Origin of the sequence: Skermania sp. ID1734 (genome assembly GCF_007489285.1) — a bacterium.
GTDB lineage: Bacteria > Actinomycetota > Actinomycetes > Mycobacteriales > Mycobacteriaceae > ID1734.
Window position 1 is genome coordinate 50,623 of sequence record NZ_VLIY01000015.1, and the last position, 24,946, is coordinate 75,568.

At 65.9% G+C, this 24,946-nt stretch carries 25 protein-coding genes; 17 read left to right on the forward strand and 8 right to left on the reverse strand.

Annotated elements, in window-relative coordinates:
* Window positions 1-4: 4 nt before the first annotated feature.
* From sufC to FOS14_RS18385, 4 genes are read left to right on the forward strand one after another with little or no spacing between them, the layout of a single operon-like run.
* Window positions 5-781, forward strand: a complete 777-nt coding sequence (gene sufC / locus FOS14_RS18370; protein WP_143772269.1) for a Fe-S cluster assembly ATPase SufC — start codon at window positions 5-7, stop codon at window positions 779-781.
* 5 nt (window positions 782-786) lie between these two features.
* Window positions 787-2,055, forward strand: coding sequence for a cysteine desulfurase (locus FOS14_RS18375; protein WP_143772270.1), 1,269 nt, complete (start codon window positions 787-789; stop codon window positions 2,053-2,055).
* A gap of 5 nt (window positions 2,056-2,060) precedes the next feature.
* On the forward strand, window positions 2,061-2,492 hold the full coding sequence (gene sufU, locus FOS14_RS18380; protein ID WP_143772271.1) for a Fe-S cluster assembly sulfur transfer protein SufU: 432 nt from the start codon (window positions 2,061-2,063) through the stop codon (window positions 2,490-2,492).
* A complete protein-coding gene (locus tag FOS14_RS18385) occupies window positions 2,489-2,833 on the forward strand; it encodes a metal-sulfur cluster assembly factor (RefSeq protein WP_143772272.1) in 345 nt (114 codons plus the stop codon). The genes sufU and FOS14_RS18385 overlap by 4 nt, the downstream gene beginning before the upstream one ends.
* Here the strand turns inward: FOS14_RS18385 and FOS14_RS18390 are convergent.
* The gene (locus FOS14_RS18390) at window positions 2,830-3,336 is read right to left on the reverse strand and encodes a hypothetical protein (protein ID WP_143772273.1); all 507 of its coding nucleotides are present in this window, start codon (window positions 3,334-3,336) and stop codon (window positions 2,830-2,832) included. The genes FOS14_RS18385 and FOS14_RS18390 overlap by 4 nt on opposite strands.
* A gap of 237 nt (window positions 3,337-3,573) precedes the next feature.
* Here FOS14_RS18390 and FOS14_RS18395 point away from each other — a divergent pair, with 237 nt between their 5' ends.
* Together FOS14_RS18395 and FOS14_RS18400 are read left to right on the forward strand one after the other, a co-directional pair.
* Entirely contained in the window at window positions 3,574-4,248 is a 675-nt protein-coding gene (locus tag FOS14_RS18395) for a FadR/GntR family transcriptional regulator (RefSeq protein ID WP_143772274.1), read from the forward strand.
* Window positions 4,245-5,042, forward strand: a complete 798-nt coding sequence (locus FOS14_RS18400; RefSeq protein WP_143772275.1) for an ABC transporter ATP-binding protein — start codon at window positions 4,245-4,247, stop codon at window positions 5,040-5,042. Before FOS14_RS18395 ends, FOS14_RS18400 begins: the two co-directional genes overlap by 4 nt.
* 3 nt (window positions 5,043-5,045) lie before the next feature.
* On the opposite strand, the gene FOS14_RS18405 is transcribed toward FOS14_RS18400, so the two are convergent.
* The 4 genes from FOS14_RS18405 to FOS14_RS18420 all read right to left on the reverse strand — a co-directional run bounded on the left by FOS14_RS18405 (window position 5,046) and on the right by FOS14_RS18420 (window position 8,457).
* Window positions 5,046-5,510, reverse strand: coding sequence for an SRPBCC family protein (locus tag FOS14_RS18405; protein ID WP_143772276.1), 465 nt, complete (start codon window positions 5,508-5,510; stop codon window positions 5,046-5,048).
* A 23-nt stretch (window positions 5,511-5,533) separates the two neighbouring features.
* The gene (locus FOS14_RS18410) at window positions 5,534-6,445 is read right to left on the reverse strand and encodes a Ku protein (RefSeq protein ID WP_143772277.1); all 912 of its coding nucleotides are present in this window, start codon (window positions 6,443-6,445) and stop codon (window positions 5,534-5,536) included.
* On the reverse strand, window positions 6,442-7,605 hold the full coding sequence (locus tag FOS14_RS18415; RefSeq protein ID WP_143772278.1) for a lycopene cyclase family protein: 1,164 nt from the start codon (window positions 7,603-7,605) through the stop codon (window positions 6,442-6,444). Before FOS14_RS18415 ends, FOS14_RS18410 begins: the two co-directional genes overlap by 4 nt.
* A gap of 90 nt (window positions 7,606-7,695) precedes the next feature.
* Window positions 7,696-8,457 carry an SDR family oxidoreductase gene (locus FOS14_RS18420; protein WP_143772279.1) on the reverse strand — a complete coding sequence of 254 codons (762 nt, stop codon included), beginning with the start codon at window positions 8,455-8,457 and terminating at the stop codon, window positions 7,696-7,698.
* A gap of 112 nt (window positions 8,458-8,569) precedes the next feature.
* Here FOS14_RS18420 and FOS14_RS18425 point away from each other — a divergent pair, with 112 nt between their 5' ends.
* A complete protein-coding gene (locus FOS14_RS18425) occupies window positions 8,570-10,201 on the forward strand; it encodes an ABC-F family ATP-binding cassette domain-containing protein (protein WP_143772280.1) in 1,632 nt (543 codons plus the stop codon).
* Window positions 10,202-10,293: 92 nt separating this feature from the next.
* Window positions 10,294-10,518, forward strand: a complete 225-nt coding sequence (locus FOS14_RS18430; RefSeq protein ID WP_143772281.1) for a helix-turn-helix domain-containing protein — start codon at window positions 10,294-10,296, stop codon at window positions 10,516-10,518.
* A gap of 93 nt (window positions 10,519-10,611) precedes the next feature.
* On the opposite strand, the gene FOS14_RS18435 is transcribed toward FOS14_RS18430, so the two are convergent.
* Together FOS14_RS18435 and acnA are read right to left on the reverse strand one after the other, a co-directional pair.
* A complete protein-coding gene (locus FOS14_RS18435) occupies window positions 10,612-11,199 on the reverse strand; it encodes a TetR/AcrR family transcriptional regulator (protein ID WP_143772282.1) in 588 nt (195 codons plus the stop codon).
* A 131-nt stretch (window positions 11,200-11,330) separates the two neighbouring features.
* Entirely contained in the window at window positions 11,331-14,132 is a 2,802-nt protein-coding gene (acnA, locus tag FOS14_RS18440; protein ID WP_143772283.1) for an aconitate hydratase AcnA, read from the reverse strand.
* Between the two features lie 289 nt (window positions 14,133-14,421).
* Here acnA and FOS14_RS18445 point away from each other — a divergent pair, with 289 nt between their 5' ends.
* The 8 genes from FOS14_RS18445 to FOS14_RS18480 all read left to right on the forward strand — a co-directional run bounded on the left by FOS14_RS18445 (window position 14,422) and on the right by FOS14_RS18480 (window position 23,191).
* Complete coding sequence (locus FOS14_RS18445) at window positions 14,422-15,036, forward strand: DUF6676 family protein (protein WP_185981825.1); 615 nt, start codon at window positions 14,422-14,424, stop codon at window positions 15,034-15,036.
* Window positions 15,037-15,430: 394 nt separating this feature from the next.
* Window positions 15,431-17,008 (forward strand): NlpC/P60 family protein, encoded by a 1,578-nt coding sequence (locus tag FOS14_RS18450; RefSeq protein ID WP_370512258.1) that lies wholly within the window; start codon window positions 15,431-15,433, stop codon window positions 17,006-17,008.
* Window positions 17,009-17,216: 208 nt separating this feature from the next.
* Window positions 17,217-18,386, forward strand: a complete 1,170-nt coding sequence (locus tag FOS14_RS18455; RefSeq protein WP_370512259.1) for an AAA family ATPase — start codon at window positions 17,217-17,219, stop codon at window positions 18,384-18,386.
* A gap of 104 nt (window positions 18,387-18,490) precedes the next feature.
* The gene (locus tag FOS14_RS18460; protein WP_255450454.1) at window positions 18,491-19,387 is read left to right on the forward strand and encodes a DUF58 domain-containing protein; all 897 of its coding nucleotides are present in this window, start codon (window positions 18,491-18,493) and stop codon (window positions 19,385-19,387) included.
* 106 nt (window positions 19,388-19,493) lie between these two features.
* The gene (locus FOS14_RS18465) at window positions 19,494-20,489 is read left to right on the forward strand and encodes a VWA domain-containing protein (protein WP_143772285.1); all 996 of its coding nucleotides are present in this window, start codon (window positions 19,494-19,496) and stop codon (window positions 20,487-20,489) included.
* 42 nt (window positions 20,490-20,531) lie between these two features.
* Entirely contained in the window at window positions 20,532-21,251 is a 720-nt protein-coding gene (fabG1, locus tag FOS14_RS18470) for a 3-oxoacyl-ACP reductase FabG1 (protein ID WP_143772286.1), read from the forward strand.
* Window positions 21,252-21,311: 60 nt separating this feature from the next.
* Window positions 21,312-22,148 carry an NADH-dependent enoyl-ACP reductase InhA gene (gene inhA / locus FOS14_RS18475; protein WP_143772287.1) on the forward strand — a complete coding sequence of 279 codons (837 nt, stop codon included), beginning with the start codon at window positions 21,312-21,314 and terminating at the stop codon, window positions 22,146-22,148.
* An 8-nt stretch (window positions 22,149-22,156) separates the two neighbouring features.
* Window positions 22,157-23,191, forward strand: a complete 1,035-nt coding sequence (locus FOS14_RS18480) for a ferrochelatase (RefSeq protein ID WP_143772288.1) — start codon at window positions 22,157-22,159, stop codon at window positions 23,189-23,191.
* On the opposite strand, the gene FOS14_RS18485 is transcribed toward FOS14_RS18480, so the two are convergent.
* Complete coding sequence (locus tag FOS14_RS18485; RefSeq protein ID WP_143772289.1) at window positions 23,192-23,986, reverse strand: hypothetical protein; 795 nt, start codon at window positions 23,984-23,986, stop codon at window positions 23,192-23,194.
* Between the two features lie 67 nt (window positions 23,987-24,053).
* On the opposite strand from FOS14_RS18485, the gene FOS14_RS18490 reads away from it, so the two are divergent.
* A complete protein-coding gene (locus tag FOS14_RS18490) occupies window positions 24,054-24,872 on the forward strand; it encodes a DUF3097 domain-containing protein (RefSeq protein ID WP_143772290.1) in 819 nt (272 codons plus the stop codon).
* Window positions 24,873-24,946 lie beyond the last annotated feature (74 nt).

Consider the following 24,946-nt stretch of genomic DNA (forward strand, 5'->3'; position numbering starts at 1 on the left):
TCAAGTGACCACTCTGGAAATTCGCGACCTGCACGTCGAAGTCGCCAACCCCGACGAGAACGCCGAGCCCATCAAGATCCTCAAGGGCGTCAACCTGACGGTGAAGTCGGGACAGACCCACGCGATCATGGGCCCCAACGGATCCGGTAAGTCGACGCTGTCCTACGCCATCGCAGGCCACCCGAAGTACACGGTCACCCAGGGGACCATCACCCTCGACGGCGAGGACGTGCTGGCCATGACCGTCGATGAAAGGGCCCGCGCGGGCCTGTTTTTGGCCATGCAGTACCCGGTCGAGGTGCCCGGCGTGTCGATGTCGAACTTCCTGCGCACCGCCGCCACTGCCGTGCGCGGCGAGGCGCCCAAGCTGCGGCACTGGGTCAAAGAAGTCAAGACCGCCATGGCGGAGCTCGAAATCGACCCCGCGTTCAGCGAGCGCAGTGTCAACGAGGGTTTCTCCGGTGGTGAGAAGAAGCGCCACGAAATCCTGCAGCTTGACCTACTCAAGCCCAAGATCGCCATTCTCGACGAGACCGACTCCGGCCTCGACGTGGACGCGCTGCGCATCGTTTCCGAGGGCGTGAACCGCTACAAGGAACGCGAAAACGGTGGCCTGCTGCTGATCACCCACTACACGCGGATCCTGCGCTACATCCAGCCGCAGTTCGTCCACGTGTTCGTCGGTGGTCGTATCGTCGCCGAGGGCGGCCCGGAGCTCGCCGAGGAACTCGACGCCAACGGATACGCTAGCTTCACCCAAACCGCAACCGCTGGAGCGTAACCCGCATGACAGCAGAACTCGACATCCTCGACATCACCAAGGTTCGGGCCGACTTCCCGATCCTGAACCGCACTGTGCGCGACGGAGAACCGTTGGTGTACCTCGATTCCGGGGCCACCTCACAGCGACCGGTGCAGGTTCTCGATGCCGAGCGCGAGTTTCTGCTGACCTGTAATGCCGCGGTACACCGCGGTGCGCACCAGCTTGCCGAAGAAGCGACCGACGCCTACGAGGGCGCCCGGGCCGACATCGCCGCGTTCGTCGGCGTGTCCGACGAGGAAATCGTGTTCACCAAGAACGCGACGGAATCGCTCAACCTGGTCACGTATGCGTTCTCCGACAACCGGTTTGCGCATGTGTTGGCACCCGGCGACGAGATTGTCATCACCGAACTCGAACACCACGCCAATCTCGTTCCGTGGCAGGAGCTCGCGCGCCGGACGGGTGCGACGCTGAAGTGGTACGGCGTAACGGACTCCGGCCGGATTGATCTCGACTCGCTCGAACTCACCGACAGGGTGAAGGTCGTTGCCTTCACCCACCAGTCCAACGTCACCGGCGCCGTCGCGCCCGTCGAGGAATTGGTGCGTCGCGCCAAAGCCGTTGGCGCACTGGTGGTCCTGGATGCCTGCCAGTCGGTGCCGCACATGCCGGTCGACTTCCGCGCGCTCGGAGTCGATTTCGCGGCGTTCTCGGGGCACAAGATGCTCGGGCCGTCGGGTGTCGGCGTGCTGTACGGCCGTGCGGAGCTGTTGCGGGAGATGCCGCCGTTCATCACGGGCGGGTCGATGATCGAGACCGTGACCATGGAGGCGACCACCTACGCGGCCCCACCGCAGCGCTTCGAGGCCGGCGTGCCGATGACCTCACAGGTGGTCGGGCTCGGCGCAGCGGTGCGGTATCTGAACGCGATCGGCATGGAAGCGGTTGCGGCGCATGAACACACGCTGGTGTCGGCAGCGCTGGACGGCCTGGGTGAGATCGACGGGCTGCGCATCATCGGGCCTACCGAGAATGTGGACCGCGGCGGCGCCGTTTCCTTCATTGTGGACGGCATCCACGCCCACGACCTCGGCCAGATTCTCGACGACGAGGGCGTCGCCGTGCGCGTCGGACACCACTGCGCGTGGCCGCTGCATCGCCGGTTCGGCATCGCCGCGACCGCGCGTGCATCGTTCGCGCTGTACAACACCCTCGACGAGGTAGATGCCTTGGTCGCAGCGGTCCGCCGGGCGCAGTCGTTTTTCGGTACGACCTCCTCCGGGAGAGCCTGAGCGTCATGCGAATGGAGCAGATGTACCAGGATGTGATCCTGGATCACTACAAACATCCGCATCACCGCGGGCTGCGCGAGCCGTTCGGCGCCGAGGTGCACCATGTCAACCCGACCTGCGGTGACGAGGTCACCCTGCGGGTACGCATCAACAACGGCATCGTGGAGGACGTGTCCTACGACGGTCAGGGCTGTTCGATCAGCCAGGCATCGACATCGGTGCTCACCGATCAGGTGATCGGCGTGCCGGTCGGCGAAGCCCTCGGGGTCGTCGACGCATTCAACGAAATGATCAGCAGCCGCGGCACAATTGACGGTGACGAGGACGTGATCGGCGACGGCATCGCGTTCGTCGGCGTGTCCAAGTATCCGGCACGCGTGAAATGCGCGCTGCTGGGCTGGATGGCATTCAAAGATGCTGTAGGGAGGCATCAGTGAGCGAGACGACCGACACTCAGCGCGAGAAGCTACTCGATGACATCGAGGAGGCAATGCGTGACGTCGTGGACCCCGAGCTCGGCATCAATGTCGTCGACCTCGGACTCGTCTACGGCATTTCGGTTTCCGACGACGAGGACACCGCCATGCTGGACATGACACTGACCTCGGCGGCGTGCCCGTTGACCGACGTCATCGAGGATCAGTCCCGCAACGCGCTGGTGCGTAGCGGGATAGTCAACGATCTGCAGATCAACTGGGTGTGGGTGCCGCCGTGGGGGCCGGACAAGATCACCGAGGACGGCCGCGAACAGTTGCGCGCCCTCGGATTCACGGTCTAGGCCCGCGCTGAGTTCTCCCACCAGGAGTACAGCGCGTTCAGGTCGGTTCCTTGCGCTGTGCCGAGGAACAGTTTCTGATCGTTGGTCCACATGACCTCGTTCTTGCCTTGGTAGATCCCGCATGCGACTTGTCCGGCGGTTTGGTCGGGTGCGTTCTTGTAGTGCCACGTGCCCGGTGAGGTGTCCTGGCCGGGGCAGTTGACCAACTGGTCGTCGCCGGTGCTGCTTTGGAACCCGTAGGCGACGTCTGCGGTGTTTTGATACAGCGAATACCGTGCTGCCGCAGCGCCGCCCGGATCGCTGTTGTTGAAGCAGTCAACGGTGGCGACGGCGCGGGAGGCGGGCGGATCGACGGTCTTGCAGGAATCGCTGCTGTAGCCGGTCGGAATCATCCCGGTCAAGTCATTGGCAGGATCGGCCTGGGCGACCGGCAGGGCAAGGAAGTAGAGGCCGGCGAGCGCCGTCGCCAGCAACAACTGCAGGAACCGCTTCGAAACGTTCATTTCGGACTCCTGGGGTGTGGTGAGCTGCGGTTGCACATACCGCAAGCCGATTCGACAGCGAAACCCCCGACATGCGCGCGATGCGCATGGAATCGGCGCGTAAACCGGCGCCATCGGTCCCGGCCTCGGCCACGCATGAATGAACGGTATTCCGCCTGGATACGGCCTGCAATAGCGCCGCGAAATTGCCAACGGTAGCTACCTGCCGTAACTTGTCAGACAACCTGAGGAGTTAAGATGGAAGCGCTGACGCGGGTACCGCTTTCGCAGCAGGCGGCCCAAGCACTGCTTGATGAGATCCGCAATGGTCGCTGGGAAGTGGGGGACCAGATCCCTGGTGAGCTGGCCCTCGCGGCCGAGTTGAACGTGGGGCGATCCACCATCCGGGAAGCAATCCGTCAGTTGGCTGCCCGCGGCGTGCTCAGCTCACGGCAGGGGATCGGCGTGTTCGTGTCGTCGACGACCGGGATCGACGGGTGGAATCGGCTTGCCGAGATCAGCGCCATTACCGAACTGGTCCAGGTGCGCGTGGCCATCGAGTCGCGCGCCGCCGCGCTTGCCGCAGCCTGCCACCACCGGGACGACGCAGCGCGGATCCGCCGCGCGCTGGTCGTCCGAAACGGACTCGTCACCGCGGCTCCCGCGGAACTGGCGGGCGCCGACATCCGCTTTCACCGCGAGGTTGTCCAGGCCGCGCACAACTCGCTGCTGCTTGCGCTTTTCGACAGTCTGCAGCCACGGCTTGTCGAGGCGATGACCGAATTACTCGAGTTGATGCCAGCCACCCAGCAGGACGCGGACGCGCACGCGGCGCTCGTCGAGGTGATCCTCGCCGGCGATTCCCACCGCGCCGAGGCGCTGGCGCGCGATCACCTGCTCGGTGTCGCCAACGAATTGGAGTCGCTGCCATGAGTGACACGGTGCTGTCGGTATGTGAGGTGACCGTTGTGCGGCAAGGCCGTTCGCTCATCGAGGCGGTCAGCGTCGACGTGCGCCCCGGCGAGCAGTGGGCGCTGTTGGGTCCCAACGGTGCCGGCAAGTCCACACTGCTTGCGCTGTGTGGTGCCCGGCTCCACCCGACCAAAGGCACCGTAGCAGTGCTGGGGCATCGGCTCGGCAGGGTCGATATGCGTTGGCTGCGAACGCATATCGGCCACGTCGATCCGCGTACCCGGATCGAGCCGTACCTCTCCGTGCGGGAGGCGGTGCTCACCGGGTTGCTCGCCGCGGCCGATTTGCCGAAGCGGTGGTCGCCGACTGCAGCCGAGAGCTGCCGCGCCGATGAGCTGATCGAGGCGTTGGGATTGGCGGCGCGTGCATCGAGCCTGTGGTCTGTGCTGTCGCAAGGGGAGCGCGGTCGCGCACTGATCGCCCGCGCGTTGATCACCGAACCCAGGCTGTTGCTGCTCGACGAGCCGACCACCGGGCTCGACCTCGCCGCGCGGGAAATCCTGCTCGGCATCCTTGCCGACGTGCGGTCATTGCGGCCCGAGCTGTCGTCGGTGCTGGTCACCCATCATCTGGAAGAGCTGCCGGCATCGACCACGCATGCTGTTGTACTCGCCGGGGGCCGCACCGTTGCTGCGGGTCCGGTGGCCGAGGCGTTGACCTCCGAGACGGTATCGCAGGCATTCGGCCACCCGATTCGGATCGAACGGCGAAACGGTCGCTGGTCGGCTACCGGCGCCGAACCTGCTCGGGTGTGAAATTCATTGCTCGGCAGTCTCGACCACTGACTTGATGCGATTCAGCGTGGCCGCCATGTTGTCGCGGTTGGTCTTTCCGCGCGTCCAACCGGCCACCAGCCAGTACAGCCGCAGCGGCAGCAGGTTGTGCAGCCGAAAGGATTCGGTGACGTTCGTGCCGTCGCCGTCCGGTTCGAGGTGGTAACTCCACGTGTTGATCGGCACGCCGCGCGGCCCGAGCACCGTGAAGGCGAAGGACCGACCAGGTTCGCACTCGACCACACGGCACACCGTCGCGTACTTGAGTCCCCAGCCGTTGCGGTTCACGTGCCCGCGGAACTTCGCGCCGAGCGCCGGACCGGTCGACTTGCCGACCCACTCCGCGCCGAAGGTTTCCGGGCTGAATTCGCCGACGCGGGTGACGTCGCTGATCAGCTCCCAAATCTGCTGCGGCGCAGCAGCCATGTGCACTGTGACGGAATCATGCATGCCGACAACGCTACTCGACGTCCTCAGGCGCCCTTTCGGGCACGCGACGCCGACTTCTTGGCAGGCGCTTTCTTTGCGGTCGACTTGGTGCCCGATGCCTTCTTGGCTGCGGGCTTCTTGGCCGGGGCTTCCTTGGCCGTCGAATCGGTACGCCGGCCTGCGGCCTCGACGCTGCGCTGCAGCGCCGCAACGAGATCCACCACTTCGGCGTCCTCGGTTTCCTCCTCTACCTCGGCCACCGGGATCACCTTCTTGCCACCGGAGGCGATCGTCTCGTCGAGCATCTTCTGCAACTCGATCTGGTAGTCGTCGGTGTATTCGGAGGGTTCGAAGTCGCCGGACATGCTTTCCACAAGCGTCTCAGCCATTTTGAGTTCCTGCGGCCGCGGCTCGGCCACCCCTTCGAGGGATTCGAACTCGGCCGCGCGAATCTCGTCCGGCCACAACAAGGTTTGCAACACCAGTACGCCGTCGCGGACCCGCAGTGCAGCCAGCCGGGTCTTCTGTCGGAGGGTAAAGTGCACCAACGCGGTCTGGTCGATCTTCTCGAGCGTCTTTGCCAGCAGCACATAGGCTTTCGGCGTCGATGAATCCGGTTCGAGGTAATAGCTGCGCTCGAACATGATCGGGTCGATCTGTTCGGACGGAACGAACTGCAACACCGGGATCTCGTGCTTCTCCGCGGCGGGCAGTTTGGCGAAGTCTTCGTCGGTGAGGATGACGCGCTCACCGTCGGGGGAGTCGTAGGCCCGGTCGATATCGGCGTACTGCACCGACTTACCGCAAACGGAGCACACCCGGTCGTACTTGATGCGACCGCCGTCCTTGGCATGGACCTGGTGAAACCTGATGTCGTGGTCCTCGGTGGCGGTGTAGACCTTTACCGGGACATTGACCAGTCCGAAGGCGATGGAGCCCTTCCAAATCGACCTCATTCCACCATGATGGTCGAATTGCGGCGATTAGGCGAGTGAATGCGGCGCCGCATCGTGGCGAAGGCGACGGTACGGCGCAGGTCCGCCGGGAGTGCCGCGAATAGGGCGGTCATTGCCGCCGCCGTCCCGCCGAGGCTGTACCGGTCGGACAGGTAGGCGCGCTGGTGGGCAGGCGACAAGGCGAAGAAGGCATCGAAAAATGCGGCGGTGCGCCCAGGTTCGAGACCCAGCAGGCTACGCAATCCCGCGCGGCGCAATGCCTGCACGGCGCGAGCGCGCGGGGGCCAGAGTATGGCGTGGGGATCGGCGCCGTCAGCCAACGCCTGAGCGAACCGATCGGCAGCCTGCAATGACGCGGCCACGCTGTAGCCGGTACCGGGATGCATCAGTCCGGCGCGCGCCCCGAAAGCGGTCACGCCTTCAGGACCGGAGGGCGGCGGTTCGACGGCGATGCGCACCCGCTCGACCGGCTCGGTTCCGTCGACCGTCAAGCCGCGATTGCGCAGACGAACACCCAAGCGGCGCTGCAGCTCTCGTAACCCGAGCGCCGGGCGGCCAACCAGGTTCGTTTCCTCCAGCAGAACTCTGCGGTCGCTCAACGGCATTGCGTACAGAAACGACGCAGGATCGCCGGGCGAGGCGCCATTGTCGTTGCGCCAGTCCATGAACCACGCCTGCTGGCCGTCGAGCACGGGTTGCGCGCGGTCGGCGGAAACGATCACGCCGAACGCCGTCTGCTGGGCGACGCCAGGCCCGGGTGCGGCGCCGCGCGCGTCGATCACGTGCTGCGCGGACAGTTCGTCCCCGGAGGAGAGCGCCACCGTATGGCGGTCGAGTCCCACGGCCGTGGCGGCGTAACTGTCGGCGCCGTCAAGTGTGAGGCTGTCCTGCAAAGCGGCCGTGTCCAACACGCAATACGGCCTGTCCAGAGCGCGTCGCTGATTCGCCCACACCGCCGGGTGGGCGATCGTCTGGGCGATCACCGCCGGCGCGATCCAGGATGGCAGCTCGTCGAGCCAGCAGGCGTACGTCGGCGTCCACCGTCGCTTCGGGTGCGGATCGACCACGCTGACCCGCAGCCCGTGGCGCAGGCAGCGGTGCGCCAGTGCGCGGCCGGCGGGCCCGAGCCCGACGATGGCGACGTCGGTGGCTGCGTTCACCTAACCACCCCACTGCCGCGCGGGGTTTTGCGGCGGCGCACCCCCCAGTGCCTGTGCGACACCGCAAAGAGGCGCGCGGCGGGGGTGGGGTTACAGCCCACCGGTAGCGAGCAGCCCACCATCGACCCGCACGGTCTCGCCGGTGATCCACGACGCCGCATCCGACACCAGAAAGCCCACCAACTCGGCCACGTCCTCGGGCGCACCCAGGCGCTTCATCGGGTAGGGCCGAGCCGCTTCATCCTCGCCCGACGCGTAGAGCGCCGTCGCGAACTGGGTCTTCACCACCGCCGGCGCGACCGCGTTCACCCGGATCTTCGGCCCCAGCTGCCACGCGAGCTCCTCGGTCAGCCGGATCAGCGCTGCCTTCGACGCCGCATACGCGCCGATCACCCCAGTCGAGCGCAGGCCGGCGACACTGGCGAGGTTGACGACGGCGCCGCCGTGTTCGCCCATCCACGCCTTGTGCGCTTCCTGCACGTAACCGAGCGCGGCCACCACATTGACGTCGAAAATCTTGCGCACTGCGTCGAGGTCGGCGGTCATCAGGTCGCCGTACACCGGGTTGATGCCGGTGTTGTTGATCAGGATGTCCAGCGAACCGAACTCTTCGACGGCCTTCGCCACGGCGTCGGCGCGGGCTTGAGCGTCACCGGAATTGCCGGCCAACGCCTCCACCCGGCCGGGGTGGCCGAGCGCGGCCAGGTCGCTGGCGGCCTGGGCGAGCGGCTCCGGTTTACGGGCGGTGATCAGCACGTTCGCGCCGCTGGCAAGCAGGTGGGCGGCGATGGCCTTACCGATACCTCGGCTGGCGCCGGTGACGAGGGCCGTGCGGCCGTCGAGGTTGCTCATGGGTGCGAACGTTAGCGGAGTCACCTGGCTGAGCGTCCGGGGAGTCTGCCTCCGCACGGTAAAATCGATGCTTCATGTGCGTTTCGCACTGGCATCGGTCAGGAGAGCAACTGTGATCACCGCGACGGACCTGGAAGTCCGGGCTGGAGTGCGCACGTTGCTGTCCGCGCCCGGTTCCGCGTTGCGGGTGCAGGCGGGCGACCGCATCGGGCTGGTCGGGCGCAATGGTGCCGGCAAGACCACCACCATGCGCATCCTGGCGGGTGAAGGGGAGCCCTACGCGGGAACGATCGTGCGGTCGAACGAGGTCGGATACCTGCCGCAGGACCCGCGCGAGGGTGATCTGGACGTCCTGGCCAAGGATCGGGTGCTGTCCGCTCGTGGGCTCGACACGCTGCTGCGCAAGATGGAAAAGCAGCAGTTGCTGATGGCCGAGGTGGCCGACGACGCCGAACGCGAGCGCGCGGTCAAGGCGTACGGGCAACTGGAGGAACGTTTCTCCGCGCTCGGTGGCTACGTGGCCGAAAGTGAGGCCGCGCGGATCTGCAACAGCCTGGGGCTGCCGGATCGGGTGCTCGGCCAAACGCTGCGGACCCTGTCGGGCGGTCAGCGCCGCCGCGTCGAACTTGCGCGCATTCTCTTTGCCGCCTCCGACGGCAGCGGCGGGCGTTCCGGCACCACGCTGCTGCTCGACGAGCCGACCAACCACCTCGATGCCGACTCGATCACCTGGCTGCGTGGCTTTCTGCAGAACCACGACGGTGGACTGATCGTCATTAGCCACGACGTCGAATTGCTCGCCGCCGTCGTCAACCGGGTGTGGTTCCTCGACGCGGTGCGCGGCGAGGCCGATGTCTACAACATGGGCTGGCAGAAGTATCTCGATGCCCGCGCCACCGATGAACAGCGTCGCCGCCGCGAGCGCGCCAACGCGGAAAAGAAAGCCTCGGCACTGAAGGCGCAGGCCGCCAAGCTGGGCGCGAAGGCCACCAAAGCCGTTGCCGCCCAGAACATGGTCAAGCGTGCCGACCGTCTGCTGGCCGAACTCGACGACGTTCGGGTGGCCGACAAGGTCGCTCGTATCAAGTTCCCGTCGCCGGCCGCCTGCGGCAAGACCCCGTTGATGGCGGAGAACCTGACCAAGGTCTACGGCTCGCTGGAGATCTTCACCGGCGTGGACCTCGCGATCGACCGGGGAAGTCGCGTGGTGGTGCTGGGCCTCAACGGTGCCGGCAAGACGACGCTGCTGCGCCTGCTGGCCGGTGTCGAGAACCCGACCGCAGGAAACCTGGTACCGGGTCATGGGCTGAAGATTGGTTACTTCGCCCAGGAGCACGACACTCTCGACGACGAAGCCACCGTCTGGGAGAACATCCGCCACGCCGCGCCCGATGCGGGTGAGCAGGACCTGCGCGGCTTGCTCGGCGCGTTCATGTTCAGTGGCCCGCAGTTGGAGCAGCCCGCGGGCACCCTCTCCGGTGGTGAGAAGACGCGACTCGCGCTCGCCGGATTGGTGTCCTCGGCCGCGAACGTGCTGTTACTCGACGAGCCCACCAACAACCTCGACCCGATCTCGCGCGAGCAGGTGCTCGACGCGCTGCGCAGCTATGCAGGCGCGGTCGTGCTGGTCACCCACGATCCCGGGGCCGCCGAAGCGCTCTCGCCAGAGCGGGTGATCCTGCTGCCCGACGGCACCGAGGACCACTGGTCGCGCGACTACCTCGAGTTGATTCAGCTTGCTTGAAGTTTTTACCGCCTGATCTGCGGTTTTCTTGATCACCGCAGCTGGTGTGATCTAGCCTTGAAGGACGCTGATCGGGTGTCTGGAGGACCACCATGGGCGAAGAATCAGCTCTCCCCAAAGGTGCTCGTGTGACCGGAGAATCGCGCGGCAAATTGCAGAGCTTGCTGAAGAAACAATACGAGGCGGGCGCCAGCATCCGATCTCTGGCCAAGGAGACCGGGCGTTCGTACGGCTTCATTCATAACGTCTTGGTGGAGTCGCATGTGCAACTGCGCGGGCGCGGCGGTGCCAACCGCCGCAAACACGCACCGGCGTAGGGCCGGGTGCCCCGCTCATCCTCTCGCCGCGCGCGTTCTTGCTGCGGCGCGAGCCTCGAACGTGCTGCGGGACAGCAAGAGCGCGCGCGGCGGCTAGGCGCCCGAGCCATTGCGGCTGTCGTGTCGGCGCACCGACTCCTCGACCAGGTCCAGGACTGCCGACAGATTTTCCCCCGCATGGCCGGAGGCGATCCGCGCGATCAATCCGTCCAACACCAGATCGAGATAGCCCAGCAGGACATCCGTCGGCAGATCGTCACGCAACCGGCCCGCGGCCTTTTGTCGCTCCAACCGTGCCAGCGTCGCGTCGGTGAGTTCCGCTGAGCGCTGAGTCCAGCCACGCCGGAACTCGGGATCGTTGCGTAGCCGGCGTGCAATCTCCAAACGCGTTCCGAGCCAATCGAATTGCTCCGGATGAGTCAGCATGTCCCGCATCACCTGGACCAGACCCTGGGTGGCCGCCACCTCGGCCATCCGCTCGGCGTCCTCCTGGGCCAACGCGAGAAACAGCGCGTCCTTGTCGCGGAAGTGGTGGAATATCGCACCGCGCGAGAGTCCGGTGACTTCTTCGAGTCGGCGCACAGTGGCGCCCTCGTAGCCGTATTCGGCAAAGCATCGGCGCGCGCCGTCGAGAATTTGGGCGCGGCGTGCGGCGAGGTGGTCCTCGCTCACCTTCGGCACTGGTTCGCTCCAGTCATGTCGGCGGGTGTGCTCTGATTGCCCGGAAGCAGGGGTCCCCTACTGCGCGTAGCGGCCAGTAGGGGACCCCTGCTTCCGAAAGAGGCAACGAGACAGCGGCAACTGCGACCGGCTCAGCTACCGATCATGTTCCGCAGCACGTACTGCAGAATGCCACCGTTGCGGTAGTAGTCGGCTTCACCGGGGGTGTCGATGCGGACAACCGCGTCGAACTCGACCTTGTCGCCGCCCTCCTTTGTGGCCGTGACGTGCACCGTCTTGGGCGTTTTGCCGTTGTTCAGCTCCTCGATGCCCTCGATGTCGAACACCTCGGTGCCATCCAGGCCCAGCGACTCGGCCGACTCACCCTGCGGGAACTGCAGCGGAATCACGCCCATGCCGATCAGGTTCGAGCGGTGGATGCGCTCGAACGACTCGGTGATGACGGCCTTGACGCCGAGCAGCACCGTGCCCTTGGCAGCCCAGTCGCGCGACGAGCCGGAGCCATACTCCTTGCCGCCCAACACCACCAGCGGGATACCGGCCTTCTGGTAGTTCACCGACGCGTCGTAGATGAACGCCTGCGGACCGCCGTCCTGGGTGAAGTCGCGCGTGTAGCCGCCCGAGACGTCGTCGAGCAGCTGGTTGCGCAGCCGGATGTTGGCGAAGGTGCCGCGGATCATCACCTCGTGGTTGCCGCGCCGCGAGCCCAACGAGTTGTAGTCCTTGCGCTCCACGCCGTGTTCGTCCAAGTACTGCGCGGCCGGGGTGCCAGGTTTGATCGCGCCGGCCGGCGAGATGTGGTCGGTGGTCACCGAGTCGCCGAGCAGCGCGAGGACGCGCGCGCCCTTGATGTCGGTAACGGGCTCCGGCTCGCGCGTCATGCCGTCGAAGTACGGCGCCTTGCGGACGTACGTCGAGTTCTCATCCCAGGCAAAGGTATTGCCCTCGGGTGTCGGCAGGTTGCGCCAGCGCTCGTCGCCCTTGAACACATCGGCGTAGGACTTGGTGAACATCTCCTGGCTGATCGCCGACTTGATGGTGTCGTCGATTTCCTGAGCCGACGGCCAGATGTCGCGCAGGAAGACGTCGTTGCCCTCGGTGTCCTTGCCGAGCGCGTCATTCTCGAAGTCGAAGTCCATCGTCCCGGCGAGCGCGTAGGCGATGACCAGCGGCGGCGACGCCAGGTAGTTCATCTTCACGTCGGGGGAGATGCGACCCTCGAAGTTGCGGTTGCCGGACAGCACGGCGGTGACAGAAAGGTCGTTGTCGTTGACGGCCTTGGAGATCTCGTCCGGCAGTGGGCCGGTGTTGCCGATGCACGTGGTGCAGCCGTATCCACCGAGGTAGAAGCCGAGCTTCTCGAGGTACGGCCACAGGCCGGCCTTCTCGTAGTAGTCGGTGACCACCTGCGAGCCGGGCGCCATGTTGGTCTTGACCCACGGCTTGGTCGCGAGGCCCTTTTCGACGGCGTTGCGGGCGAGCAGCGCGGCACCGATCATCACCGACGGGTTCGACGTGTTGGTGCACGACGTGATGCCCGCGACGACGACGGCACCGTGGTCGAGGATGAACTCACCGCGGTCTTCGGAGCTGACCTTGACCGGCTTGGACGGACGGCCGTTGCTGCCGTTGGCAGCAGTCGGCACCACGGCTCCGTCGTCGGCGAAGCTCAGCTCGGCCGGGTCGCTGGCGGGGAAGGACTCTTCGAGCGCCTCGTCCAACTGCGAGTGCGGTGCTGATCCCGCATCGTCGGTGTAGTTCAGGATGTCCCTGCGGAACGCAGCCTTGGATTCCGACAACAGGATCCGGTCCTGCGGACGCTTCGGCCCGGCGATCGACGGGACCACGGTGCTCAGGTCGAGTTCGAGGTATTCGGAGTAGACGGGCTCGTGCGCCGGGTCGTGCCACATGCCCTGTTCCTTGGCGTAGGCCTCGACGAGCGCGAGTTGCTCGTCGGAGCGGCCTGTAAGGCGCAGGTAATTGATCGTCTCGTCGTCGATCGGGAAGATCGCCGCGGTGGAGCCGAATTCGGGGCTCATGTTGCCCAGCGTGGCGCGGTTGGCCAGCGGCACCTCGGCCACGCCCTGGCCGTAGAACTCGACGAACTTGCCGACCACGCCGTGCTTGCGCAGCATGTCGGTGACCGTGAGGACGACGTCGGTGGCGGTCACGCCCGGCTGAATCTCACCGGTGAGCTTGAAGCCGACCACGCGCGGGATGAGCATCGACACCGGCTGGCCCAGCATGGCCGCCTCGGCCTCGATACCGCCGACGCCCCAGCCCAGCACGCCCAGGCCGTTGACCATGGTGGTGTGCGAGTCGGTGCCGACGCAGGTGTCCGGGTACGCCTGCCCGTTGCGCACCATGACCGTGCGTGCGAGGTATTCGATGTTGACCTGGTGCACGATGCCGGTACCGGGCGGGACGACCTTGAAGTCGTCGAATGCGCCCTGGCCCCAGCGCAGGAACTGGTAGCGCTCACCGTTGCGCTGGTATTCGAGTTCGACGTTGCGTTCGAACGCGTCGGCGGTGCCGAAGACGTCGAGGATCACCGAGTGGTCGATGACCATCTCGGCGGGGGAGAGTGGGTTGACCTTTTCCGGGTCGCCGCCCAGCGCCGAGACCGCCTCGCGCATGGTGGCGAGGTCGACCACGCACGGCACACCGGTGAAGTCCTGCATGATGACGCGGGCAGGGGTGAACTGGATTTCGATGCTCGGCTCGGCCGAGGGATCCCAGTCCGCGATCGCGCGGATGTGGTCGGCGGTGATGTTCGCGCCGTCCTCGGTGCGCAGCAGGTTCTCTGCCAATACCTTGAGCGCGTAGGGAAGTTTTTCGGTGCCGGGCACGGCCGAGAGTCGGAAAATCTCGTAAGACTTGTCTCCAACCTCAAGGGTTCCCTTGGCGCCGAACGAATCAGTGCTTGTCGTCACGTCAGCTCCACTCGTCGGTGATTGCCGCCGACAGGGCTGTGTCGGCGGCCAGGCGAGGTCCGCGGATTCTCCATCACCTGGGGCAAACAGGCGGACGAACCTCCGGACTTCACTCTAACAGTACGCTTGTCCTATGAAATTTCGGGCCGAAAACGACCCCCTCGTCGCAACCTAGCGTTCGGGCTTCGCGCTCGCGCGCGGATTCGTCACGTAAGGTGCTTGGGAACGACGACCTCCCGACGAAAAGATCTCAGTGTCTGCGCCTGTTGTTGCCCTCACCGGTGGCTTTATGCCCACCACTCATGAGAGCGTCCCAGCGCCCGCGGTCTCCCGGGCTTTCACCCCGGCGGCAGCCGAACTCCCGCCCAATGTCGATGTCGGCAAGATCGTCGCGCAACTGCGCGCGGATCACGTCTCCGCGCCGGCAGCGACACACGACGAACTCGTCGCGCTGACGCGCGAGGCCCGCGATCACGGCATCAACCTGAGCATCGTCGTCATCGACCGCAATCCCCGGCGCGACGCCGACCTGCGTGACCTGGCCACCACCGTCGGGAAGCAGGAGCACGGCACCGTCGTGGTGTTCAGTCCCGACTGGGTGGGCACCTACAGCGATTCCATCAGTCGGGTGCGTCTCGAGAAGGCCGAGGATCCGGCCAAGAATCACGGCGGAAACACCGAGCTCTCGGCGAACAACTTCGTGCACACCCTCATCGGGCCGACGTTGCCGTGGACAGCGCTCAGCTGTGCGGTGTTCGCGGCGGCGATCGCGGCGACCGGCGGTCTGTACTGGGTGAAGGTGCGCCGCGCAAAGCGTGCGAAGCCTCAGCCACCGGCGCAGCAGACGAACACCGAACAGGCCGATGCCGTCGCGCCTCGGCAGTCCGATCCGGCGCTGCGATAACCGCCTGGACCCCCTCTTTTCGGCGTGCCGTCGAGCGACACGGGCACAGTTTGATAACGCTCCCCGTCTTCGGTGATGCGCTCACAGCTTTCGGAAACCCCGTCTGACCACGGCATACGTGCCTCGTAGCCGACGCGAATCCGCAGGTAGAAGCCATAAATTACGCCATTGTGATTTTGTGACAAGAGTTTCATCAGTGCGGAATGTGTCGTACGGTGCCTCTGACACTCTTGGGGAAGAAGTGTCGCCACGAACACGTTGTATATAAGCGTTGTCTTTGATCCGGCTGTTGCTGGCGTTGTCCAAGACAGCGGAAGTTGCCGGTGTGCGTCCTCTTTCCCCTTGGAGACGGTTGTGCCAAGCGAGGGAGAGTTCAGTGAGGCCGGACAGATCCATGGCAGGCGGATCCTCGACCCGCCGGACGCCGCGCCGCGTCCGGGCCCGGGGCCTGCTCAGACCGCGTGCGCGTGCGTTTCGGGCCGCCGGGCGCGGCATGGTCAGCCTCTGCGCGGTGACGGTGGTCGCCCTTGCGGCGCCCGGTCAAGGCGCTGCCGTGCCGCCACCGCCGCCGAACCCGTCCGACAACGACATCGCGCAGGCGAGCGCTCAGGTGCAGCAGCAACTCGGGGCCGTCGGTGACTTGATCAACCAGGTCGCGAATGCCAATCAGCAACTTGCCCAACTCAATGCCGCTGTCGCGGCGAAGCGCGAGCAAGTCAACAAGGCGCTGGTCGACCTCCAGAATGCCCGCAGTGCCGCCGACGTCGCTGCGTCGGCGGTCGGCACCACCCAGCAAGCCCTAGCTGCGGCCGGCGCGGTCATTGAGCAGGCGCGGCAGAAGTTCGACAGTTACGCCTCGCAGCTCTATACCGAGGGCAATGGCGGAATAGCCTCGGTTGCTTCGTTTTTGGGTTCCGGAACTCCGCAGGACGTGCTCGACAGGGTGCAGTTGATGGACCTGATGACCAAGAAGCAGCAGTCCGTCATGGACGACTTACAGCGGTCACAGCTGGAAGAGGCGAACAAGAACTCGCAGGCCCGCGAGGCCAAGCAGCAGGCGGACGCCGCGGAGGCCGACGCCGAAGCGAAGAAGACCGCCGCCGAGCAGGCGATCGCGACCGTCCAACAGGCCGTCCAGGACGAGATGGCCAAGAAGCAGCAGATCGAGCAGCAGCGCGATGCTGCGCAGTCCCAACTCGATGCGGCCAAGAACAGCGTCAACGGCCTCGAGGGGCAACGAGATGCCTACGTCGCTTGGGACAACCAGCAGAAGGCCGAACAGGCGGCCCAAGCGGCTGCGGCGGAGGCCGCCAAGAAGATTGCGCTCGAGGCGGCCGCGAAGGTCGCCGCCGATCAGGCCGCGCGAGACCGGGCTGCGGAACTCGCCAGCGGCGAACGCTCGCATACTTCACTCGATGACCAAGACTCCGACAGTACGGACAGCACGGACAGCACGGACTCCGATAACAGCGCCATCGAGGCCGCGGCGCCGAGTTCGAAGAAGAAGTCGTCGGGTAGCAAGTCGATGGTCCCGACCGTGACCGGTAGCACAGCGGTGGAAACCGTGGTCAATCGCGGCCTCTCGCAACTGGGCGTGCCCTACTCCTGGGGCGGCGGGGACGAAAACGGGCCGACGCTGGGCATCCATGACGGCGGCGTCGCGGACAGCTACGGCGACTACAAAAAGGTCGGGTTCGACTGTTCGGGACTGATGGTCTACGCATTCGCCGGCATCGGCATCTCCCTGCCGCACTACAGCGGCTACCAGTACACGGCGGGCGAGCAGGTGCCGTCGTCGCAAATGAAACGCGGCGACATGCTGTTCTGGGGAGCCAACGGCAGCGAACATGTGGCGCTCTACCTCGGCGACGGCAAGATGCTGGAGGCTCCAGAATCCGGTGACGTCGTCAAGATCTCGCCGGTCCGCTACGGCGGGATGATGCCGAATGTCGTCCGAATGGTCGACTCGTAGGCCGACATCGCTACCTGATCATGGGCAAATCCGGGTGAAGGCCGAGAGCCTTTGCCCGATTTGCTCATGATCGCGGCGCGCGTGGGGGTTGATTGCGGCGGAGTTGGACAACACCTGGAATAGTTGGGTGGATGCAGCGAGTCGGCCCCTTCGCTCTCCGCAGCGCGGCGACTTCTGGGACTTCGATGGTGAAAGCGGTGGATTCTTGGTGACGGCAACCGACCAGGCGACGCAGCAAGCACGGGAGGCGGGTGTCGCAAGCGACAACCTGGCGCACGACGTGCAGACCCTGGAAAAGGCGATCTACGAAGTCAAGCGGGTGATCGTCGGCCAGGACCGGCTCGTCGAGCGGCTTTTGGTCGGCGTACTCGCGCGCGGCCACGTGCTCCTCGAAGGTGTGCCGGGCATCGCCAAGACACTCGCTGTCGAGACGTTCGCCAAGGTCGTCGGCGGATCCTTCTCGCGGGTTCAGTTCACTCCCGACCTGGTGCCGACCGACCTCATCGGTACCCGGATCTACCGCCAGGGACGCGAAGAGTTCGACACCGAACTGGGCCCGGTAGTGGCCAACTTTGTCCTTGCCGACGAGATCAACCGTGCCCCGGCCAAGGTGCAGTCCGCGTTGCTCGAAGTCATGGCGGAGCGCCATGTCTCCATCGGCGGCAAGACCTACCGGATGCCGGACCCGTTTTTGGTCATGGCCACGCAGAACCCCATCGAAAGCGAGGGCGTCTACCCGCTCCCGGAGGCGCAACGCGACCGGTTCCTTTTCAAGGTCGTGGTCGACTATCCGTCCGTCGAGGAGGAACGCGAGATCGTCTACCGCATGGGCGTCGCACCGCCGGTGGCCAAGCAGATCTTGGACCCCGCTGAGCTGGTCCGCCTGCAGAAGGTAGCCAGTGGCGTTTTCGTCCACCACGCGCTCGTCGACTACGTGGTCCGGGTCATCGCGGCGACGCGCAATCCCGCTCAGGTCGGTCTGGACGACGTTGCGGGCTGGATCGCCTACGGCGCTTCGCCACGAGCGAGCCTCGGCATCATTTCCGCCGCACGCGGCCTGGCGCTGCTGCGTGGCCGCGACTATGTCGTGCCGCAGGACGTTCTCGAGATCATGCCGGACGTACTTCGGCACCGCCTTGTGCTGTCGTATGACGCGCTGGCGGACGAGATCTCGCCGGATGACGTCATCACCCGCGTCTTGCAGACCGTTGGCCTGCCCCAGGTCGCTGCGCAAGCCGTTGCGCAACAACAGGCTCCGCATCCAGGACAGCCGAGTGGTTCGTACCCGCAGAGCTCGCCCGGACCGGCGCCGCAACAACCGCAGGAGCCAGCGCCGGCGGGCGGTCCTGGACAGAACAGCAATAGCAAGCCACGGTGACCGACGACGCCGCGCCTTGGTGGCGCCGCTCGCTCGGCGGCCCCACGCAACGGCCTTCGCATGCTCCGCCGTCGTTTCACTCCGGCGAGCTCAATGACCCGCGGCTGTCTGCCGCGTTGCGCACGCTTGAGCTCACCGTGCGGCGCAAGCTCGACGGGGTGCTGCACGGCGAGCATCTCGGTCTGATCCCCGGGCCGGGTTCGGAGCCTGGTGACGCGCGGCTGTACCAGCCGGGCGACGACGTTCGGCAAATGGACTGGTCGGTCACCGCGCGTACGACCCACCCGCACGTGCGGCAGATGGTGGCCGACCGCGAGTTGGAAACGTGGCTGGTCGCCGATCTGTCGGCGAGCCTCGACTTCGGAACGGCCGGCTGCGAGAAGCGCGACCTCGTCGTTGCTGCCGCGGCTGCCGTCACCCACCTGACTAGCGGCGGCGGCAACCGGATCGGCGCCATCGTGGCCACCGGACACCAAACCATCCGGATACCGGCACGCAGCGGCCGCACTCACGCGCAGTCCATGCTGCGCAAGATCGCTACGACGCCACACGCCCCGGACGGCGTGCGCGGCGACCTGAAAAGTGCGATCGAGGCCCTTCGCCGGCCGCAGCGCAAACGCGGTCTCGCCGTGGTCATCAGCGACTTTCTCGGCCCGATCGATTGGCGGCGATCCCTGCGGGCCATCTCGGCACGCCACGACCTGCTCGCCGTGGAGGTGCTCGACCCACGCGACCTGGAACTGCCGGACGTCGGTGACGTGGTGCTGCACGACCCGGAAAGCGGACGAACCCGCGAATTCACGGTCAGCCCCCAGCTACGCGCCGATTTCGCCGAAGCGGCCGCCCGCCACCGTGAGCAGGTCGAGCAGTCGCTGCGCAGTTGCGGAGCGCCCGTGCTGACGCTGCGGACCGACCGGGACTGGATCACCGACGTCGTTCGGTTCGTGTCCACCAGGCGGCACAACTTCGGCGCGCCGGCGAACAGGGTGCCCCGGCAGTGACTTTAACGCCAGTCACTGCCCGGCGCTCCGCTCCTCACTGCGTTCCTCGCTGCGCTGCGGTACTCGTTGCGATGCTCACGCCGCGCAGCGCCTCGGCGGTCGGCGCATGACACTTTCGCAGTTCGCTGCGCCCGTCTGGCTGGCGTTTCTGCTTGTCGTCGCTCTGCTCATCGTCGGTTATGCGGTGGTGCAGCGTCGCCGACACAAGCAACTGCTGCGCTTCACCAACATGGATTTGCTGGAGAAGGTGGCGCCGGCGCGGCCGAGTCGGCTGCGCCACCTGCCGATGGCGCTGCTGCTGATCGGATTGCTGATGTTCACCGTCGCCCTGGCCGGCCCAACCAAGGCCAAGAAGATTCCCCGCAATCGCGCGACGGTGATGCTGGTCATGGACGTGTCGTTGTCGATGGAGGCCACCGACGTCAAACCCAGTCGGCTCGTCGTCGCCCAACAAGCAGGCAAGTCGTTCGCGGAGGGATTGACGTCTGGTATCAACCTCGGCCTCGTGGCGTTTGCCGGCACGGCATCGGTTTTGGTGTCGCCGACAACGAGTCGCGACGCGACCAAGGCCGCCGTCGACCACTTGCAGTTGAGTGAACGCACCGCAACGGGCGAAGGCATTTTCACCGCGCTGCAATCGATTCAGACGCTGGGTGACGTGCTCGGCGGCGCTACCGAGCCGCCACCTGCGCGGATCGTGCTGATGTCGGACGGCAAGCAGACGGTGCCGCAGAGCCCCGACGATCCGCGCGGTGGTTACACCGCTGCCCGGGTAGCCAAACAGCGTGGCGTGCCGATTTCGACCATTTCGTTCGGGACGAGTTACGGGACGGTGCAGATCCCGAACCAGTCCGGCGGCTCGGAGCGAGTACCCGTGCCGGTCGACGATCCGTCGCTGAAGGAGATCGCGCAGTTGTCCGGCGGCGAGTTCTTCACCGCATCGAGTCTCGAGGAACTCAACAAGGTCTACGACACACTCGAGGAGCAGATCGGCTACGAGATGACCCGCGGTGACGCCAGCCGACCATGGCTGATCCTGGGTGTCCTGGCCACCACCGCCGGCATCGGGTCGGCACTGGTCTTGCGGCAGCGTTTGCCCTGAGGCGATTACGTAGCAACGAACATGAACAGATAGGTTGTGCCTATGTCGAACACCACCTCACGCTCGGTTTTGGTTACCGGAGGCAACCGCGGCATCGGTCTTGCGGTCGCGCAGCGGCTGGCCGCTGACGGCCACAAAGTTGCTGTGACGCACCGGGGTTCGGGCGCTCCGGACGGACTGTTCGGGGTGCAATGCGATGTCACCGACAGCGAAGCCGTGGACCGTGCGTTCAGCGAGGTGGAAGCGCATCAAGGTCCGGTAGAAGTGGTGGTGGCCAACGCGGGCATCGTCGACAACACCTTGCTCATGCGGATGTCCGAGGACCAGTTCACCCGCGTCCTGGACGCGAACCTCACCGGCGCATATCGAGTGGCCAAGCGCGCGAACCGCGGCATGCTGCGCGCCCGCTGGGGCCGGATCATCTTCCTGGGCTCGGTCGTCGGTCAGATGGGCGCGCCGGGCCAGATCAACTATGCGGCCGCCAAGGCTGGGCTGGTCGGTATGGCGCGCGCCATCACGCGAGAGATCGGTTCCCGCAACATCACCGCGAACGTGGTCGCGCCCGGTCTGATCGACACCGACATGACGCGCGACGAAATGACCGAGGAGATGCGTGAGATGGCGCTGAAGGTCATTCCGGCGGGCCGAATGGGTCACGCGGAAGAAGTTGCCGCGGCGATCAGTTTCTTGGCCTCCGACGACGCGAACTACATCACCGGCGCCGTCATCCCGGTCGACGGCGGCATGGGCATGGGTCACTAACCGGCGGTCCCACACAAGCGGTCACTGACAACTCGCACTCTCGGCAGGAGATTCACAGCAATGGGCGGACTGCTCGACGGCAAGACCATTCTCATCACCGGCATCATCACGGACTCCTCGATCGCATTCCATGCGGCCGCGATGGCCCAGGACCAGGGGGCCAAGGTGATCATTACCGGCATCCCGGAGCGGCTCCGCCTCATCGACCGCATCGCCAAGCGACTTCCCAAAGAGGTGCCCCCGGCCATCGGCCTCGACGTAACCAGCGAGGATGATCTCAACGCACTTGCGGACAAGATCCGGGAACTCGCGCCCGAGGGGATCGACGGGGTCTTGCACTCGATCGCACAAGCTCCGAAGACGCTGATGGGCCCCGACGCCGTGCCGTTCCTCGACGGCCCGGGGGAGGACGCTGCGCGTGCGTTCCAGATTTCGGCATGGAGCTACGCGTCGCTGGCCCGAGCTGTACTGCCCGTCATGAACGAGCGCGGCTCGATCGTCGGCATGGACTTCGACCCGCGCACCGCCATGCCGTACTACAACTGGATGGGCGTGGCCAAGGCCGCCCTCGAGTCCGTGAACCGCTACGTGGCGCGGGAAGTGGGCGAGGCCAAGAAGATTCGCTCGAACCTGGTTGCGGCGGGCCCGATCAAGACGCTGGCCGCGAAGGCCATCGCCGGCACCGCGACTGATGACGCCAAGCAGCTCAATCAGCTCAACGACTACTGGAACGGCGCCGCGCCGATCGGATGGAACGTCGACGACCCGACGGTCGTCGCCAAATCCATCGTCGCCCTGCTTTCCGACTGGCTGCCCGGTACCACTGGCTCGATCGTCTACGTCGACGGCGGCGCCAGCCACAACACCTGGCTACCGGAGAACTTCGCGACAGCTTGACCGGCGAGGTGACTTACCAAGCGCTGCTGCTGCTCTCCTTCGGTGGTCCGGAAAGACCCGAGGACGTCATGCCGTTTCTGGAGAACGTCACTCGGGGCAGGGGAGTGCCGCGCGCCCGCCTCGAAGAGGTGGCCCAGCACTACCTGCACTTCGGCGGCCGATCGCCGATCAACGAGCTGAACCGCCGGCTGATCGCCGATATCGAAACCGAACTCGCCGCGGCCGGAATCGAATTGCCGGTGTACTTCGGCAACCGCAACTGGCACCCGCTGGTCGAAGACACCGTCTCGACCATGAGAGCCGACGGGATCGGTTCGGCACTGGCGTTTCCCACCTCGGCCTGGGGCGGGTATTCCGGCTGTCGGCAGTACGACGAAGACATTGCCCGCGCTCGCGCCAGCGTCGGGCCCGCAGCCCCGCAGCTCCGAAAGCTACGTCAGTACTACGATCATCCACTGTTCGTCGCTGCGGTCGCCGACGCGATAAGCCAGGCCCTCGCGGCGCTGCCCGCGGATCGACGCGAACGCGCGCGCGTGGTTTTCACCGCCCACTCGATTCCCGTCGCGGCGAACGAACAGGCCGGCCCGCCCGCCGACGGTGGCCGGCTCTACAGCCGTCAGGTGACCGAGGCCGCGCGGCTCGCCGCCACCGCAGCCGGCATTTCCGACTACGACGTGGTCTGGCAGTCTCGCTCCGGGCCGCCGCAGGTGCCCTGGCTCGAACCGGATATCGGCGACCACCTGGAGGCGCTGGCCGCCAAGGGGATCGACGCAGTGGCGGTTTGTCCGGTCGGCTTTGTCTCCGACCACCTGGAAGTGGTGTGGGATCTGGACAACGAACTGGCTACTCGCGCAGCAGAACTCGGTGTCGCCTTCACGCGAGCCGCTACCCCGGGGACCGACCGGCGGTTCGCAGGCATGGTCGTCGAGTTGATTCGCGAACAGCTTGAAGGTATTCCATCGCGCCGACTCGGCAGCGAGCCGGCTTACGGCGCCACCGTCGACGGACTGCCGTGCGCGGCACAATGCTGCGGCGCTGATTAGTTAGCGATCCCCAGAATTCACGGCAGCCATCCGCGCAAGCCGGATGGCGTCCCACAGCGGGCGCAGCGTCTCATCCTGAATAGTGTTGGCTGACAAGCTTGTCGGGCTGGACACCGACGCCGTTTTCGCCACGGTGAGGATGGCGGCAAGCTGGTCGGCCGAATCCAGCACCCGCCGCGCGCGTGGCGAGAGCGACTCCGGCAGCCGGTGGTGGTGGAGTTCGGCGAGTTCATCTTCGATTGCCCCACGAACATCGAAGTCGCGGTTGGCGATTGCGGTGCGGTGCACCGAGGCCACCACATCGGCCGCGTCGCGGACTGCCGCACGCAAGCGGTACTCGATGTCGCCGAGTGTCTCGTCGTCGACAGCCAAGGGGATCGGGGTGTCGAAGCACGACCACTCGAGCACGTCGGCGCCGCTGGGTGTCGGCACGATCCCGGTGCCGGCCGCTCCACCGGTGCCGAGCAGCACCCCTTCGCCGGCCGCCAATGCCGCGGAAGCGAAACCGGTTCCGGGAGGCAGGCCGCGCACATCGCCGGGCGCCGGCAGGATCAGTCGCAAGCCGCCTGCTGTGCCACCCGCACCAGCGCGAATGGTCTTGATCAGCACGGTGATTCCGTCGATTTCAGGGTCCGGCCACTCGATGCCGACCCGGCCGGCAACCACCGGATCGGACGCTCGAACCACGTGCAGTGGCGCCCACTCGTGCAACGCGTCTACCAGATCGTCCGGCGATGCTTCCCCAGCGAGCCACGACTTGGCCCACGAGGCCAGCGACATGCTCGGGTAACCCATAACCATCGAGCATAGGTCGGCGTGGCGGCGGGCGCGTGGGTGAGGTGCGTCGCTAGCGTGGTCGGCCGTGACTGTGCGATATGGCGACATTTATGCCGGACATCAGCGGCGCAAGAAGACACCGCCGCCAGAGGTCGCGGCCGAGCGTGATTTGGTGGTCGAGGACGCCGCGACCGGTTTCTGCGGGGCTGTGGTGGGCTTCGATCGCACCTATGACGGCGATTTCGTCAGGCTCGAGGACCGCCGCGGCAAGACTCGGTTGTTCGCGATGCGCCCGGCCGCATTCCTGCTCGATGGCAAGCCGGTCACCCTGGTGCGGCCCAAGGCTGTGCCAGCCAAGCAGGTCACCCGATCCGCGTCGGGATCGACCAGGGTCGACAATCTGCGTGCCCGGGTCGCGCTGCCGAGCCGGATCTGGGTGGAAGGAATTCACGACGCCGCCATCGTGGAGCGGGTCTGGGGCCATGACCTGCGCGTGGAAGGCGTTGTCGTGGAACACCTGGAAGGTCTCGACAACTTGGCGCAGCGGCTGACCGAGTTCAACCCCGGGCCGGGGCAGAAGGTCGGGGTGCTGGTCGATCACTTGGTGACCGGTTCGAAGGAATCGCACCTGACCACCGGGCTGGGGCCGTACGTCATGGTGACCGGCCATCCCTTTATCGATGTCTGGGAGGCGGTACGGCCCAAGGCCGTTGGTATCAACGAGTGGCCGCACGTGCCGCGGGGCGAGGACTGGAAGACGGGCGTCTGCCGCAGACTCGGGTGGGGAAGTCCCCAGGACGGCTGGCGGCGCGTCTATGCGGCGGTCAACTCGTACAAGGACCTCGAGGCGCCGTTGATTGGCGCGGTGGAGCGGCTCGTCGACTTCGTGACGGCTCCCGATTAGCTGATCACGAGTGCGCCCGATTAGTCGGGTTCACTCGCGCTGCAGTTCCGGCGAATGCTGACTACAGTGACACC